General features: G+C 51.1%; 14 protein-coding genes. 10 read left to right on the plus strand and 4 right to left on the minus strand.

All coding sequences use genetic code 11. The annotated features are described in order from the left end of the window. Positions 1-8 precede the first annotated feature (8 nt). Together QEH59_RS03160 and QEH59_RS03165 are read right to left on the minus strand one after the other, a co-directional pair. Positions 9-1,025, minus strand: coding sequence for an ABC transporter substrate-binding protein (locus QEH59_RS03160; RefSeq protein WP_308951457.1), 1,017 nt, complete (start codon positions 1,023-1,025; stop codon positions 9-11). Then, positions 1,012-1,884, minus strand: a complete 873-nt coding sequence (locus QEH59_RS03165; RefSeq protein WP_308983906.1) for a c-type cytochrome — start codon at positions 1,882-1,884, stop codon at positions 1,012-1,014. Before QEH59_RS03165 ends, QEH59_RS03160 begins: the two co-directional genes overlap by 14 nt. Positions 1,885-2,022: 138 nt before the next feature. Here QEH59_RS03165 and QEH59_RS03170 point away from each other — a divergent pair, with 138 nt between their 5' ends. The 10 genes from QEH59_RS03170 (at position 2,023) to QEH59_RS03215 (ending at position 14,486) form a co-directional block, all read left to right on the plus strand. Continuing rightward, entirely contained in the window at positions 2,023-3,432 is a 1,410-nt protein-coding gene (locus QEH59_RS03170; protein WP_308983907.1) for an FAD-binding oxidoreductase, read from the plus strand. Positions 3,433-3,587: 155 nt separating this feature from the next. Next, positions 3,588-5,240, plus strand: coding sequence for a CocE/NonD family hydrolase (locus QEH59_RS03175; RefSeq protein ID WP_308983908.1), 1,653 nt, complete (start codon positions 3,588-3,590; stop codon positions 5,238-5,240). A 16-nt stretch (positions 5,241-5,256) separates the two neighbouring features. Next, a complete protein-coding gene (locus QEH59_RS03180) occupies positions 5,257-6,024 on the plus strand; it encodes an ABC transporter ATP-binding protein (RefSeq protein WP_308983909.1) in 768 nt (255 codons plus the stop codon). Between the two features lie 8 nt (positions 6,025-6,032). After that, positions 6,033-6,851: an ABC transporter permease gene (locus tag QEH59_RS03185; protein WP_308951452.1), complete on the plus strand. Its 819-nt coding sequence runs from the start codon at positions 6,033-6,035 to the stop codon at positions 6,849-6,851. Between the two features lie 19 nt (positions 6,852-6,870). Continuing rightward, a complete protein-coding gene (locus QEH59_RS03190) occupies positions 6,871-7,872 on the plus strand; it encodes an ABC transporter substrate-binding protein (RefSeq protein WP_308983910.1) in 1,002 nt (333 codons plus the stop codon). A 28-nt stretch (positions 7,873-7,900) separates the two neighbouring features. Continuing rightward, complete coding sequence (locus QEH59_RS03195) at positions 7,901-9,289, plus strand: FAD-binding oxidoreductase (RefSeq protein ID WP_308983911.1); 1,389 nt, start codon at positions 7,901-7,903, stop codon at positions 9,287-9,289. After that, on the plus strand, positions 9,289-10,068 hold the full coding sequence (locus QEH59_RS03200; RefSeq protein WP_308983912.1) for a creatininase family protein: 780 nt from the start codon (positions 9,289-9,291) through the stop codon (positions 10,066-10,068). Before QEH59_RS03195 ends, QEH59_RS03200 begins: the two co-directional genes overlap by 1 nt. A 32-nt stretch (positions 10,069-10,100) precedes the next feature. Next, positions 10,101-10,709 carry a class I SAM-dependent methyltransferase gene (locus QEH59_RS03205; protein WP_308983913.1) on the plus strand — a complete coding sequence of 203 codons (609 nt, stop codon included), beginning with the start codon at positions 10,101-10,103 and terminating at the stop codon, positions 10,707-10,709. Positions 10,710-10,960: 251 nt separating this feature from the next. Further along, the gene (locus QEH59_RS03210; RefSeq protein WP_308983914.1) at positions 10,961-13,402 is read left to right on the plus strand and encodes a TonB-dependent siderophore receptor; all 2,442 of its coding nucleotides are present in this window, start codon (positions 10,961-10,963) and stop codon (positions 13,400-13,402) included. A 79-nt stretch (positions 13,403-13,481) separates the two neighbouring features. Further along, positions 13,482-14,486, plus strand: a complete 1,005-nt coding sequence (locus tag QEH59_RS03215) for an ABC transporter substrate-binding protein (RefSeq protein WP_308983915.1) — start codon at positions 13,482-13,484, stop codon at positions 14,484-14,486. A 374-nt stretch (positions 14,487-14,860) separates the two neighbouring features. Here the strand turns inward: QEH59_RS03215 and QEH59_RS03220 are convergent, their stop codons facing one another. Together QEH59_RS03220 and QEH59_RS03225 are read right to left on the minus strand one after the other, a co-directional pair. Continuing rightward, entirely contained in the window at positions 14,861-15,856 is a 996-nt protein-coding gene (locus QEH59_RS03220) for an ABC transporter substrate-binding protein (RefSeq protein WP_308983916.1), read from the minus strand. Between the two features lie 56 nt (positions 15,857-15,912). Next, positions 15,913-16,119: hypothetical protein (locus QEH59_RS03225; RefSeq protein WP_308983917.1), on the minus strand; the 207-nt coding region annotated here is incomplete at its 5' end.

The following is a 16,119-nucleotide window of genomic DNA, read 5'->3' on the forward strand; positions in this document are numbered from 1 at the left end:
GGGGATCATTAAGGGAGGTATTGTTGCACCAAGAGCGCATCGATATCGACTGCTTCTGGAATCAAATCATATTTCAACAAGTGCGCTTGGCCTGCCTTCAAGACTTCGGGGTCCATTGGACGGAATAAGGCTCCTGGCTCAGGCACCATCAACTCCTCAACTTTTGCCAGCGAACGAATCTGATAGTCACGCTCGAGCTTTGGATTATACTTCGAAAGAATCAAATCAATCGTGGCTTCCTGATGCGCGAAGGCATATTCCCATCCGCGCTTGGTCGCGGCTAAAAAATCTGCCACAACTTGCGGATGCTCCGTAGCCGTCAGTCCGGAGGTGTACATCACTTGCGAATACGCACGGTAGCCATAGTCACGCGCCAGAAAAACCCCCGCACGATCGCCGACCATTTGCTCCAGTTTCACAAACTCATCGATATAGTAACATTGCAACGCATCGGCCTTACCATCTAAGAGCTGCTGAGGATCATAGCTAGCGGCAAAAGTCTCCAGCCCACTGGCATCCACCCCTTGCTGCTCCAGCAGCAGAGCGATGACTCGCGCACCATCGGCATGAATGCCCACGCGCACGTTGACCAAATCCTCAAAGGATTCGATGGGCCCCTCTTTCAAATACATCCAGCCCATCGGACTATCTTGAAACATCGCACCGATCGCAACCGCATCCGCCCCTTCGGCAACTTTGCCGATCAGCACATTGCTCTCGGTCGAACCGAAGCTAAAGACTGGCTCACGCGTATCGCCCAGCTTAATCTCGTCCGCGCCGACACCTGGCAGGATACTGACCTCGAAGCCAACATCGGCATAATACCCCTGCTCGACCGCCTGAAACAGGCCTGCAAACTGTGCATTATAAATCCAGTCCAACTGCACGCGTACCGGTGTTAATTCAGAGACTGAAGCAACTGCGGGGCTGTTGGCGCTTTTTTCAGAAGAGGCGCAACTACAAAAAAGTGAAGTGCTCAACGCAAGCGCGGCACCGAAAAATTCAAATTTATTAATTGGGAACATGGGTCAGGAATTGGCGGATTTGCTCAATGGTTTCATCGCTATAGTGGGGATGCTTCGGCATTTTTGAATCTGGCATCGTCACTTGAGGGTCTTTCACAAAGTCGTGAAAATATTGTTTATTATATTTCGCGTGCATCGAAACAATTTTTACAATTCGATTAGAAAGGTTACCACCGGGCCCCACAGGATCCCAGGAATGGCAGCTCATGCAATTATTCATCCAGATCTCACGACCCGCTTGCGCGTTCGCATCCATCGTGTCGAAGGGCGCCTCAAACAAGGGCCCGACTAAACTCTCCTGACTCCCCAGCTTGAGCTTATACACACCGAATGGCCGCTTATTCGCAGGGTCGAGAATCTCCTCCGACCCCGCAGTCAACTGTTTCGCAAAAGTAATATAAAATGGGCCCATATCGGGAGTGCCTTCCAGTTGCATATCCCCCCGCTCATTCCCCTCTAAGTCCAGTACAACATAAGGATCATACTCAGCAATAAACTCAGATGTATAATAAGATATGTATCCATCGTAACAATACGCAAATGCTGCATCAAACTCTGGATACGCATCAAGTATAGCTGCGAGCGGCAAGACCGTGCATTGAATAGTCTTCTTTAAATATGGGATATAAACAGCTTCAGTCTTCACCCCCATATCATAGAGCGCATCCCGCTGTATGACAAAATCCTGCGCAGGGTCACTGGCTAATTCCACAATTAAATCACCAGTCAGATCAGCCTTATCAACATAAGCGGCCTGCACACTGACAGGCAACAGCAACACAAGCAGCGACGGCAACAGTAGTGGAAAAACGAATGCACGTACACGCCGCAATCGATTAAATAGATGAATAGATAGCATGCCACCGCTTAGCATAGTGCATACCAGCGCACCGCAGAAATTCATTTTTATCCGAGCGATTCGCATCCGACAAAACCACAATATAAAAAAATCGAGCGCAGTGCACCCGAATGGCAATGATTATGCTAAGAGCACAGAATGACAATTGATTCGACACCAATAACCAGTACCTCAGTCACGACTGAAAACCTAGAAGCGCTGCAAGCGATTCTAGGTGAAGACCAAGTAATTACCGGCAAAAAGACCGAAAAATACTCGAAGGACTTCTACTGGTATTCCCCCGTATTAAAGGAGATGCTTGAAGACAAGCGAGCTGAAGTGGCCTTGCTGGTCAAAAGCAAAGAGCAACTGAAAGAGGCAGTCGCCTACCTCTATGAGCACAACATTCCACTCGTCGTACGCGGCGGTGGCTCCGGCAACTACGGCCAATTAATCCCACTCTACGGCGGCGCGGTCATCGACATCTCGGGCATGAATACCATCTTCAGTGTAGATGGCGTCGTGCATGCAGAAGTGGGCGCGACCATTCGCAAGATCGAGATCGCGGCCCGCGAAAAAGGCTACGAAATGCCCTGCATGCCATCGACCTGGATCATCAGTACCATCGGTGGCTTCCTCTGTGGAGGCTCGGGGGGTATCGGTTCGATCAGGAACGGCGGCATCGCCTATAAGGACAATGTAAAATCGGTCACAATCATGACAATGGAAGCCGAGCCAAAGTTTATTAAGCTGGAAGAGCGCGATGCCATTAAAGCGCTCCATACCTATGGCACCACTGGCATCATGGTCGAAGTTGAAATGCGCCTAGCACAAGCGTTCCCATGGGAGCAGCTAATCTTCGTGCACGACGACTGGCAGGAACTGCTCGACTGGTCCTACGAAGTTGCCTGCGACGACAGCATTCCGAAGCGCTTGGTATCCGTATTCGAAAATCCGATCTCCAATTTCTTCAAACCACTCAGAAAGCATATACCTGCGGACAAGCACACCACCTTCTTCATGGTGGACGAAGCATGCGCGGAAAAAGTTATCGCATCGGCCAAGGCAGCGGGCATTGAACATGTTTTCTCCAAGCCATTTGGCAGTCCACCCAAGCCACCATTTATCACCGACTACACATGGAACCATACCACACTCTGGGCGATTAAAGCCGACCCGAGCATCACCTATTTGCAGTGCGGGTTTGGCGAGGACTTCAATGGCAACTTCAAGAAGCTGAAAGATAAATACGGCGACGAAGTATTGATACACATTGAAATGACACTCGGTAATTCAAAATTCAGAACAGAAAAGCCGGGCGTTTCCATCGGGGGCATTCCATTGATTCGCTACACAACTGAAGAACGACTCAACGAAATCATCGCCTTCTGTGAATCCATTGGTGTGGCTGTGGCCAATCCACACACCTACACGATGGAAGGAGGCGGCGCACATCCCGACCTATCGGAAAAGCAAGCGCTGAAAGATCTCGCCGATCCCAAGGGTCTAATGAACCCAGGCAAGATGGCCTCATACAAACATAACCCACTCGCGACTGCAGAAGTTTAAACATCAATCGCCTGGCAGTGCTGGCTTCTCCCTACCAGCTCAGAATGCAGCACCGCCGATAACGATGTCAGTAAGCAAACTACCCTGAAGCACACAGCTTCATAACGACCACGGCACAGGGCCTGCATTCGCAGGCCCTGGCCGATCTATTTAAAATGAATTCACAAGACTACGACGTCTCGGTGGAGCGCAATGTAAGTATGGTGCTATCCGATGGCACTCAACTTAGCAGCGACATCTACCGAGTCCCCAGTGAGCAGGCGCAACCAGTATTGTTAATGCGTCAGCCCTACGGACGCGAGATTGCATCCACTGTTGTATATGCACAACCTGAATACTTTGCACGAGCCGGGTTTATTGTCGTCATTCAAGACGTCCGCGGCCGTGGAGAATCCGAAGGCGACTTCTACACCTTTCGCAACGAAGCAGCCGATGGCCGCGAGACGATTGAATGGGCCGCTCAACTAGACGGCGCCGACGGCCGGGTATGCATGTATGGCTTTTCCTATCAGGCATACACGCAGCTGGCGGTGCTAAAGGATAAGCCGAAGGCCTTGGTGGCCATCGCCCCCCACATGGCTGCAGCAGATCTCTACAATGGCTGGTTCTACAGAAACGGCATCCTGCGCCTGGCCACGACACTCAGCTGGGGCAACCAAATGCTACGCGAAGACGCATGGCGCCGCGGAGCGACGGAGAGCGCAGCTGCACTGGAAAAGTCTTACAGCAACTTTAAAGAGCTCACGCAGCAGTTTCCACTCGCCAGCGCCGAACCGCTCAGCGCCGACGACATCCCTAGCTATGCCGTCGATTGGATGGCTCACACAGAAAACGACGATTACTGGCAAGCTCTCGACTGCACCCAGGCGCTCGCCGAGTCAGAAGTCGCCGTCTTCCATCTAGCCGGTTACTACGACTTCTACTCTGAAGGCAGCACACTCGCCTACCAATGCAGGAAAGACAGCTCCAAGGACTTCTTTCTCTTTGGCCCATGGAAACACATCCCGTGGGAACGATGGATGAATGGGCGCGACTTTGGTGACGCTCTACGCATCGACACAGACGCCATGCTGGTCGAATTCTTCAACGCACAACTTGGCCGCGGCGACGCCAAGCACCAAGGGGTTCAATATTTTGTGCTCGGCAAAAACTGCTGGCAAACCGCTTCTCACTGGCCGCCGAATAGCAGTAGCATCGACTACCACCTAAGCTCAGGTGGCAATGCGAATAGTAGCTTTGGCGATGGACAACTGCTCGCAGAAGCCGCCTCAGACTCACCCTCCGACCATTTCGCCTACGACCCTGAAGTGCCAGTGACCGCCCCTGGTGGCTTCATCCCAGTCTGGGGCCCGGTAGATTTAAAGGCGCAGCAACAAGGTAACAACATCCTCGTCTACGATAGCGCCCCCTTCACCCGCGAACAAACAATCGTCGGACACGCCGAACTGGAGCTCAGTGTCGGCACAACCGCCGAGGCCACCGACTTCGTCGCGCGTCTCTCTTGGCTACGCCCCGATGGCAGCGCCACCTTCCTCTGTATGGCCGCGGCAGCAACCAATCCTATAGCAATCGGCGACAATGATGTTTACAAGTTAAAGCTGAAGTTCGATGCCACCGCAGTCTGCATTCCCACAGGCGATCAACTGCGCCTCGACATCGCCAGTTCGGCCTTCCCACTCATCGCACGCCATCCCAACACCAAAGCAGATCGCTTAGGCCTGCTCAATCAAAGCCAATTTAAGCGCGCCCGACAAACAGTCTACCACGACACGGTGCGCCCCTCGCGGCTCAAACTTCCAACCCTGTGAATGACGCGTCCTCTCTATGACTACCAAAAGTAATAACATTCCAATGGTCCAATTGACCCAAGCCCACAAGCGGTTTGGTGAGACGACCGTATTGGAAGACATCAATTTTCAAGCATCCAAAGGCGAGTTCATTAGTTTGGTCGGGCCCAGCGGTTGCGGCAAATCTACCTTGCTCAAAATCATTGCCGGCCTCCACTCCCTCAGCGAAGGCGAAGTCGTGGTCGATGGAATGAATCCTAAAAATGCCCGCGAGGAAATGGCCTTCATTTTCCAGGAAGCCAACCTCTTGCCCTGGAAACGCGTGCAGCAAAATACAGAATTGCCACTCAAACTTCGGGGCGAATCAACAGAGCGCCGAGTAGAGACTGCACGCAAGATGCTGGAGCTGGTCAATCTCTCACACGCCCTGGACAAATTCCCATGGCAGCTCTCCGGCGGCATGCGGATGCGTGTCTCCATTGCACGAGCGCTTACCTTAGCACCGCGCGTGCTCTTGCTCGACGAACCATTTGGCGCTCTCGATGAGATGACGCGCGACAATCTAAACGAAGACTTACTGCGCATTCACGCACGTGATCAATGGACCGCATTCTTCGTCACACACTCAGCCGCTGAAGCGGTGTTCCTATCCAATAAAGTCGTCGTACTTTCCGCAAATCCAGGACGCATCTCTCAGGTGATCGAAATCGATTTGCCCAAAGAAAGAAACGCAGAACTACGCGAAGACCCTGCCTATCTCAACTACGTGGCGAAGGTCTCTAATGCCATCCGAACCGTACACTAAAAAACATCATGGCCACGACTTCAAAAAAGATTCAATCCGCACTACTTCCAATTGCTTCCGGGATTATCATTCTAGCAATTTGGAATTTGATCAGCTACTTATACGGTCGCTCCGTAGGCTACGACGTGCAACGCATAATCATTCCCTTTCCACATCAAATTGCCACGGCACTCTGGTCTGAAAGGGAAGCGCTCTGGTTATCAACCCGACAAACCGCTCTCTCCGCTGTGATTGGTTTCATCGCTGCCGTTACAGTCGGCTACATATTATCCATGCTTCTCGCATCTGCAGTATGGGTCAAAAAAGCACTTTATCCATGGATACTAGTGCTACAAATGACGCCAGTCGTCGTGCTAGCTCCCATCTTCGTACTATGGATGGGACAAGGGCTGCCAAGTATCACCGCGATTACTTTCATGATCGGATTCTTCCCGGTCGTGGCCAACACGACCATGGGCCTCGTTTCGACCGATCGCAATCTGCTCGACTTATTTGAAATGAGCAACGCCAGCAAGGCACAAGAAATCATGTATCTACGTGTGCCTTTTGCGATGCCATATTTCTTAACAGGTATGAAAATCGCAGGCACCCTCGCTCCTATCGGAGCCATTGCCGGCGACCTGTTTGCTGGTAGCTCACAAGGAGGCGTCGGAGGCATTGGCTACATGGTCATTCTCTACAACTCACAGCTCAAGATCCCGGAACTCTTCGCCACAGCATTAGTTGCCTGTATGCTAGGCTTCGTATTCGTCGGCTGTGTCAACTGGCTGCACTGGTATCTACTCAAAGACTGGCACGAATCCGCGCGCAAAACCGACAACACATAAATCCACAGCACTTCTTACAATGAAAAACAAACTTCCTCACCTCTCCCTATTGCTCACGGCAGGCCTCTTTTTAATGGGCTGCGGAAAAAACGCCGAAGAAAGTGAGACAGGCCTAATCCCCGTTACATTACAAACGGACTGGTATGCACAGGCCGAACACGGAGGCTTCTACCAAGCAGTCGTCGAAGGCTACTATGAAGAAGTCGGCCTCGACGTGACAATCAGCCAAGGTGGTCCCAACGCGATGGGCACCCAGAAAGTTGTCAGTCAAAAAGTGGAGTTCGGCATTGGACGCGCCGACGATATGATCGTGCACGCATCCAACAACCTCCCCCTGATTATCGTCTCAGCCTTGATGCAACACGATCCACAAGCCTTTCTGGTGCACGAAGAGAGCGGGATCGACAGCTTTGAGGACTTAGACGGCCGCACCGTTATGGCCACACCAGGTGCCGCCATGATTCGCTACCTAGAAAAGCGATACAACATCAGCCTAAACCTTGTGCCACTCGACTTCGGAATGAGCCGCTTCTTAGCTGACATCAACTTCGTACAACAATGCTTCATCACCAATGAGCCTTATTATATCAAGAAAGAGGGCGCGAACGCCAAAACACTGCTAATCGCTGATAGTGGATTCGACCCCTATCGTGTCATCTTCACCAGTAAAGGCTATGCGGAGAAACACCCAGAAATCGTCGAAGCTTTCGTCGCCGCATCGATTAAAGGCTGGAAGTCCTACATGGCTGGCCCCCGTGAACGCGCCAATGCTTTGATCACACAACTTCACACCAAAATGAAACCTGAGTTCCTCGAATACAGCGTCAACGCCATGCTGGAAAATCATCTAGTTGCAGGTAATGAAGCAGTCGACCAAACTGGCTTAATACAACCCGCACACATGCAAAAGCTCATCGACACCCTGCACGACGTAGGACTCATCAGCGAGCCGATGGATGCGAAAGAACTCGCCCCCACGAAGTATTTGCCCGCTGAGGTTCAGGCAATGATCACTGAATAAAAAACCAAAGTGTCAGCGATATAGCGCCATGGAACTCAACACAGCCTTCCTTTCTCAATTAGCCAGCATTGTTGGCGAAACGAGCCTGATCACCAGCGAAACATCCACGCTCAAGCTCTCACGCGACTACGCCTGGTATTCACCCTTCCTAAAGGAATCACTCGCCAGCAAGCGAGCCGACGCGGTGGTCAAAGTTACAAGCGAAGAAGCACTGGAGCAAATAATTGCTGCCTGTGTCGCCGAGGAAGTGCCGGTCACGATTCGCGGCGCGGCCACTGGAAATTACGGTCAATGCACCCCCTTTGAAGGTGGCGTACTGATCGACATCAACGGGCTCAACGAAATCATTGAGATTGGTGACGGCTGGGTCGAAGCCCAGGCAGGCGTCCGCATCCAAACACTCGAAAACGCCGTGCGCAAAGAAGGTTGGGAACTACGCAGCTACCCATCCACATGGGTACGCTCCACCCTCAGCGGCTATATCGGCGGCGGCTCCGGCGGCATCGGATCGGTCACATGGGGACGCCTACAAGAAGCTGGCACCATCAAAGCAGTCGACTTACTCACCGTAGAAAACCCACCTCGCAAATTTCGCCTGGAAGAGGAAGAAACACGCAAGGTGCACCACACCTATGGCACCAACGGCATCTCCACTCGCATCACCCTACGTCTCGCGCCCAAAGCTGATTGGCGACAGATCATGGTGACAAGCGAAGACTGGTGGGCACTGATGGAATTTGCCGTCGAAATGGCGGATGATAAAAGCTGGAACAAGCGCCTCATCAGCGTCCACGAATGGCCCATCCCCAGTTATTTCAAGGGGCTGAAGAAATGGATCCGCAGCGACTCACATCTAATCTTTTTCGAAATCGAAGAAAGCCAATCCGAAGCCTTCAAGGCATTGGTCGCAGAGCGCGGTTTATCCGTGCAGCACGAGATCGAACCACATGAACCGCGTAAAGCGCCCATGTATTCGGATTTCACTTACAACCACACCACACTATGGGCCCTCAAATTTGATCCAAGCTATTCCTATATGGCCAATCGCTTCGATCCCACAAACTACAAAGAGAAGATGCTCGCGATCAAAGAAAAGTTCCCCGACGAGCTCTGGTGGCACTTGGAGATTTTGCGTGACTACACCCAAGACGAACCGATCTACGCCTGCCTCACCATCTTCCGCTACACCACCCCCGAGCGCTTCACTGAGATGCGCGAATTTATGCAAAGCATCGGAGTCCCCACCGGCAGTGCCCACACTCCCTACCTCGACCAAGGCATGCACATTCATGATCTCGATGACAAACTAGCAGTCAAAGACTACGCGGATCCCAAGGGCTTACTCAATCCAGGCAAATTACAAAACTACCAGCCCGGCAGCTACGGCAATTGGGCACCTGAATCCAGTAAGAACTAATGCGGCAACTCTCGAGCGAATGCACCAGCACCGAGCTCAAGAGCGCACGCGCTCAACGCGCCCTGCTGGTCTTTGGAGGCACCGAGCAATGCGGCCCCTGCCTGCCCTGCAACATTGACACTCTGCTCGCAGACTTCCTCGCCCAGGAATATGCCACGGCACTCAGCGCCTATCGCCTGCCCACGATCCCCTTCAATACATCACAAGAGCATGGATCACTCGCAGGCACGCTCTCCTTTAGCGCGCGTATGATGCAAGCGATCAGCAGCACCTTGATTGAGCAATTGCAACAACAAGGCTACCGCGAGTTCATAATCCTAAGTCCACACGGTGGCTCCCACTGGGAAAATGCCACAGTCAAAGAACTCAATGCCACGCACCCGGACCTCACCATCATCTCCGCAAAAGATGGCGCAGCCGCAAGCATGAAAAGCGCATACCAGGCCGCCGGGCTGAGCGATCTGCGTGGCATGCACGGAGGCCCAATGCCACTCTACACGACCGCCTTTTTACGCCCGGAACTCATCCGCCCAGGTCGCTACGGCCAATGGAGCCCCGAACAAAGCGAGATGGCCTTCAATTACGGCCTACTCGAAGCTTTGTCAGCAGACGGATGTTGGGGTGAGCCCGTAGAGGTCAAACTTTGCGAACTCGGCAAATATCAAACGATTGGGCAAAAGCTATGGAGCACATTTGCACAGCAACAGAGTCTGCACTTAGAAAACACACTCAAACGTGTCCGCACACTAAGGGCCGAACTCACATGCCGAAAACTTTAGTAGCAAACATCACAGCTAAGGAAGATAGCACTATGAAATCATTTTGGGACGAACGGTATGATAAGTTTGAATACATTTACGGCACAAACCCCAACGACTTTCTCGCCGAAGTCGCACCGACAATCGCTCAACCCAAGGGCAAACGAGCCCTCTGCCTCGCAGACGGCGAAGGCCGCAATGGCGTCTACCTAGCAAAGCTCGGCTTCGACGTCACATCTGTCGACCTCTCTATCGTCGGCCTACGCAAAGCACAAAAACTCGCAAAGAGTGAGCAACAAAAGCTCACCACCATTCATGCCGATCTGGCTAATTTCGATCTAGGAATTGAGCGATATGATCTAATTGTGTCCATCTTTGCTCATTTTCCAGAGGATTTGCGCAAAAAGATTCATAAACAAATTCCACCCGCATTACGACCAGGCGGCTCTCTCATATTAGAAGCCTATACCCCCGCAAATGTGGGTCGCGGAGTCGGAGGCCCACCAACAATCGAAACGGCCTACAGCTCAAAAATCCTAACGGAAGACTTTGAACAACTCCTCATCCAACGCATCGAAGAACGAGAAAGAGAGATACATGAAGGCAGTATTCATAAGGGCTTATCTGCAATCATCCAACTACTAGCCTGCAAGAAAAGGTGAGGCATACACCTACACTTTTTTCTCAAAGGAAAAATAACACTGTGATCAATGTCATGCAGAAAACGAGAATGCATGCTCACAACAGAAGGTCGAATAATCCGACTCAGCATTAGTAATTTTGTTCAAACAAATTAGAAAATAAAAATTGTGGCATGGCTGTTGCTAAGCATGACGATGATTCGACTACCAACAAACTAAACAAAACAACCACACCACACATGAAGATAACCCAAAATAGAGCATTATTGTCAATGCTGTTTCTAACACCGATAGCCTACCCGGGCCTTCAGGCGCAAGAAAGCACTGAAGCGGAAGAACTTCCAGAACTGGAAATGTTCATCGCTGAAGAAAGTGCTGCTGCACTCAACGATAGCGTGTTACCTACTGACCGAGCCATTTCAGGCCTATTTAACGACGCCACCAGCGTGTTGGAAGTGCCGAGATCAGTGACACTGATCTCTCCAGAACTCATGGAGCAGTTCAGCATCGATGACCTCGACGATCTGGAAAAGATCGGCGCCGGCACACAGACCGTGAACTACTACGGGCTTGCGGGTGCGCCCACAATTCGTGGTGTCAAGGGGGGCACATTCATCAACGGCATGCTGCGCGCTTACAATCGTAACGAGATGCCACTTTCCTTCGGTTCACTAGAAGCGATCGAAGTCGTCAAGGGCCCAGCTCCTGCAGATTTCTCGGCCACTAAAGTTGGTGGTTTCGTAAACTTGATTCCCAAGTCTCCTTTCTTTGATGAAGAAAAAGGATCGATCAAATTAGAACTCGATAATTGGGGTCGCAAAACACTGTCGGCCGACTTCGGCGCACCCTTCCTACTGCCGGGTGATACCCCTGCGGCATACCGCGTATCGATCACCACGCAAGACGGTGAAAGCTATTACGACGATATTTATAACGATTACACATCCGTTTATGGTGCAATCAAGTTTCGCCCCAAGGACGGCGTCTCCGTTTTCTTGGGCGGTGAGTATTTCGACTACAAGTCGAATGAAAACGTAGGTTGGAACCGTCCGACACAAGAACTGATTGATGACGGTGAATATGTCATCGGTGAGCCACTCAATGCAACCAGCAGCGATTGGTATGGAACCGTAGACCGCGGGCAGATTGGCTCAACTACAGCGCTAGCACTGACAGCCGAAGTCGCCGAAGCCAGAATTGACCCAGCTCTCATTGGCTTCATGACATACGACGCCGGTGAGGATAAATATGTCTACACACAAGCTTACTTCGACAACGGAGGTGAGGTACTCACTGAAAAAATCGACGGCAACGAAGTCCTTTCCGACCCGGGTGACTACGCAAACTCGAATGACTTAATTCTATTCGGCGATATCGTATTTGATTCAGATCCGGATCGCACAATCACAGTTAAGGGATTGTTCGAACACATGGAAACTGAAAAGAATTCGTCATACGGCTATGCTTTCGAATCCGAACAAGACGTTATCGAATTAAAGACCACCGTCACAGATCGCACGTTGATCCCATACACCACACTGACTTATGGTGCAAGTATTCGTTACAGTGAAGCGCTGCAGCTAACAGACTTCTGGGATGAGCCCTTCAGTCGCCGTGACATCACCCAAGACACAATCTCGTCAAACACAATCGTCCTAGCAGGCGATGACTCTCCAATCGGCGGGGTAAACCAATGGGGCCGTTTTGGAATTGGCTCTAACGGTGAGTCCGAGATGACACAACTGGCAGCTTTCCTCAGTGGTCAAACTAAACTCTTCGAAGATCGTTTAATCCTACTGGGATCCACTCGCTACGAATACGCAGACTATGATGTCGGCGTTCCATCCGTAGTGGATTTCACCAAATGGCCTTGGAATGATGAAGCAGGTTGGGACGCAGATTTAGCAGAGCACGAAGCAAATAGCGGTGACACAGACTTCTTAAACTGGAGCATTGGCCTCAATTTCGAGTTGATCGATAATGTCTTCCTCTACGGAAATTACCAAGAAGGCACATCCGTCAATGCTAGCCAAGCAGGAGTGATCTCTGGCGCAGGGAACTTCGCCGAAAACAATCTGTGGGAAGTTGGTATTAAAGCTAACTTTTTTGAAGGCTCTCTCTTCACCTCACTCGCTTACTATGAATGGGAACAAAGTTCATTTGATTCACGCGAACAGAAAAGTAATGAAATCGAAGGTGAAGGTATCGAAGCTGAAATCACATGGCTAGTTACCGACCACCTAACATTGATCGGATCCTACACATGGCAAGAAGTTCGCCGTGTATCAGGCTTGGATTACAGAAGTCAACCTCACTCAGAAGAGGACTGGGCCTTGTTAGGAGGCGCACTCGACGCCAACACTGGCAACTCAATTCCAGCAGCCAACACAGACCTAGTCTACCCAGGCTCGCCACAACAAGTGATCAAGCTGTTCGGGATTTACGACTTCCACAATGGATTTCAAGTCAACGGTGGTGTCACATGGCAAGAAGAGTTCTACTCTAGCTTCGACCACAACATCGAGCTTCCCGCCGCGCTCATCTCTAGCTTAGGTGCTAAGTATACGACAGAGAAGTGGGAAGTTGCTTTCAACATCGATAACTTGACCAACGAAGATTACTTCTACGGCAGTGACCCCACATTCGCAGCGAATACACTCGTCACTAAAGCACCCGAACGCACTTACACAGTATCGTTCAAATACATGTTCTAAACGGAGCATTAACTAAACTCTCCAGGGCGGACGGATTATTCTGTCCGCCCTTTTTTATTCAAAATCTATCCAAACTCGAATGCATAACAGACTCCATTTACTCGCCTCTCACGTTATCACAGTAGCGGCAGCACTCGCACTTATCGGATGTGGGGATCAAGCCGACATTCAAGCCAAAGATGGCCTATTCCCGCTCTCCATCCAACTCGACTGGGTGGCCGAACCTGAACATGGTGGACTCTACACTGCCAAGGCACTCGGCTACTTTGAAGATGAAGGTCTCGACGTCACACTCGTCCAAGGCGGCACGGGCTCCTACTCGCTCAACAAAGTGGGCGCCAACATCGCCCAAGTCGGCCAAGCTGACAGCACCAGCGTAGTCATGGCGACTGCCAATGGCGCCCCACTCATCAACATCGCAGCCGTCTTCCAACAAGATCCTAGCGCTATGATGCTGCAAGCCAGCAACCCGATCACTGAATGGAAGGAACTCGACGGCAAAACTATCATGGCTCGCCCGGAATGGCCCTTCCTTCCGTATGTGCAAAAGCAATACAATATCACGCTCGAAGTGATCCCGCAAAACTTCCAACTCCAGCGCCTAATTCAAGATCCGAGTTTCATTCAACAGGGCTTCTACATCGCGGAGCCATTTTACGTCGAACAGCAAGGTGTCGATCTCAAGTATCTTTACGTATGGGACGCTGGCTTTGATGCCTACACCTCCCTCTTCACCAACAAGCGCTTTGCGCGCGAGCACCCAGAAGAGCTCAAGGCCCTACTACGCGCGCTCAAGAAAGGCTATATCGAATATGTCGAAGGCGATCCGACACCAGCGCACGAGATCATGTTAAAGATCAACCCCAAGGTGACGCCCGAATATTTAGCTTGGTCTCGTAATCAGATCATCACCGAAAAGCTACACCGCGGCAATCCGAGCGCAGGTTTCTTTGCCGATTATCTGGATATCACAGCCGAACGTTTCCAGAAGCAGATTGATCAACTGGTCGAACTCGAAGTCATCGAAGCAGATACAATCACAGCGAAGGATGTCATGACCGCAGAGTTTTTACCGAGCGAGTAGAGCAGAGCCGAAGCATCGTGGCGTGTTCGCTCATCGGACGTCTGCACTTGATCAGTCAGCCAAGTCATCAGCCCCTTCGGGCATGACAAGCGTACGCAACCTGAAGCAAAGCCTTTATTGGTAGGGATGCCTTGCCAAGGCGTCCGTTCGAAATGAAGGAGCGCTGAAAAATCCACGACCCGACGATTTTCGGACTCAATGCGCGAACGGACCTCTCGGCGAGAGGTCCCCACCTCCACACAAATATATTCTAGTATATTTATGAGACAGCTTCCAAGCGAGCACAGCAACCTCAAGCAACGTACATCATGACAGACGTGCGTGCCCGCTTGCTGGATGCCTTCGTAAAAATCAGCCGAAGTGAGATGTAAATCTCACTTCAAATCTGAATAGGAAAATTCCAAGAACTTATCTAAATCGATCGCCTGCTTAATCATACCCGTCTCTAGGTAGTTTTTTTGCATCGCCGCCCACTTAGCCTTGGTCATCGATAAGGTGTGATGGCCCTCTTTCATGACAAATGGCTTTAATGCTTTAGCCTGGACGGGCACCATGGCTGCGTCAACTTCCTCACTGGCATAGGGTCCATTCACAATCAAAGCAGCAATTTCGGGCGCTCTCATGGCACGCTCCCAGCCAGCAGCCGAGGCCGCGACAAAGGCCTTTGCGACTTCCGGATGCGCCTCCACATATTTGCGACTACTGTAAATCACCATCGAATACATCGGCATGCCCAAGTCTTCAAATAACAGAGTCCCCACGGGCTGATCCGTCATGGATTGTAACCGCAGCATTTCATCAATCGCATAACCTTGATGCAGGTCAACCGATCCATCCAGCAAGGTTTCGATCTTATGCTGCACTTTAACGGGCTCGACGGAACCCTCCGGTAGGCCGGCGGTGGCGACGAAGAACTTAAACAGCTCATCCGTGTAGGCATGAATGCCCACTCGCTTTCCCTTTAAGTCGGCGGCGCCTTCGATGCCACTTTCCTTTAAATAAATATAGCCCGCAGGGCTCTTAACGAGTACGGCACCTAAGGCGACCAAATCGGCCCCCTTTGCAACCGCATCGATCAAAATATAGGCTTCAGCAGTACCAAAGGTTGCTTTGCCCGAAGCCACGTCTTCAATGAAGTGTGTGCCATATTCAAATGGCAAAAACTTAAAGTCTAATCCGTGCTCGGCATAGAGACCGCCCTGCTCGGCCCAGAAAAATCCAGCAAACTGAGCATTGGAAAACCAATCTGCCTGGAAACTCACGGGCGTCAATGCAGGCGTCGCGAGATCTTCTGCAGATAATTCAGAATGCATCCAGCAGGAGCTCAAGCCCAACAATAGCATCGAAAAATGAGGTGATAATCGAATCATGCCAACAATTAGCAGGAAGAATGACAATTAGGCGTGCCTGAAAAAAATGCGCTGCGTTAGTAGGTCAAGCACCCTTCTAAAGGTTTGATCACGCTAGCCAGAGGTAGGGCGCGACTTGTCGCGCCCGCAAATCCCAAGCAGCCATCACGATGCGGGCGTGACAAGTCGCAATGCCATTGCATATTAAAAATATGATAAGCCAGCAACAATATCTGTACTTTGAATGAAAAGGATCTAATAAGTTTTGGATGGCTGAAACATCC

Origin of the sequence: Thalassobacterium sedimentorum (assembly GCF_031127905.1) — a bacterium.
Taxonomy (GTDB): domain Bacteria; phylum Verrucomicrobiota; class Verrucomicrobiia; order Opitutales; family Coraliomargaritaceae; genus Thalassobacterium; species Thalassobacterium sedimentorum.

Excerpts from the sequence above, each read along its gene's own strand:
- QEH59_RS03160 (WP_308951457.1), bottom strand. The coding sequence starts at position 1,025 with ATGTTCCCAATTAATAAATTTGAATTTTTCGGTGCCGCGCTTGCGTTG.
- QEH59_RS03165 (WP_308983906.1), bottom strand. The coding sequence starts at position 1,884 with ATGCTATCTATTCATCTATTTAATCGATTGCGGCGTGTACGTGCATTC.
- QEH59_RS03170 (WP_308983907.1), top strand. The coding sequence starts at position 2,023 with ATGACAATTGATTCGACACCAATAACCAGTACCTCAGTCACGACTGAA.
- QEH59_RS03175 (WP_308983908.1), top strand. The coding sequence starts at position 3,588 with ATGAATTCACAAGACTACGACGTCTCGGTGGAGCGCAATGTAAGTATG.
- QEH59_RS03180 (WP_308983909.1), top strand. The coding sequence starts at position 5,257 with ATGACTACCAAAAGTAATAACATTCCAATGGTCCAATTGACCCAAGCC.
- QEH59_RS03185 (WP_308951452.1), top strand. The coding sequence starts at position 6,033 with ATGGCCACGACTTCAAAAAAGATTCAATCCGCACTACTTCCAATTGCT.
- QEH59_RS03190 (WP_308983910.1), top strand. The coding sequence starts at position 6,871 with ATGAAAAACAAACTTCCTCACCTCTCCCTATTGCTCACGGCAGGCCTC.
- QEH59_RS03195 (WP_308983911.1), top strand. The coding sequence starts at position 7,901 with ATGGAACTCAACACAGCCTTCCTTTCTCAATTAGCCAGCATTGTTGGC.
- QEH59_RS03200 (WP_308983912.1), top strand. The coding sequence starts at position 9,289 with ATGCGGCAACTCTCGAGCGAATGCACCAGCACCGAGCTCAAGAGCGCA.
- QEH59_RS03205 (WP_308983913.1), top strand. The coding sequence starts at position 10,101 with ATGAAATCATTTTGGGACGAACGGTATGATAAGTTTGAATACATTTAC.
- QEH59_RS03210 (WP_308983914.1), top strand. The coding sequence starts at position 10,961 with ATGCTGTTTCTAACACCGATAGCCTACCCGGGCCTTCAGGCGCAAGAA.
- QEH59_RS03215 (WP_308983915.1), top strand. The coding sequence starts at position 13,482 with ATGCATAACAGACTCCATTTACTCGCCTCTCACGTTATCACAGTAGCG.
- QEH59_RS03220 (WP_308983916.1), bottom strand. The coding sequence starts at position 15,856 with ATGATTCGATTATCACCTCATTTTTCGATGCTATTGTTGGGCTTGAGC.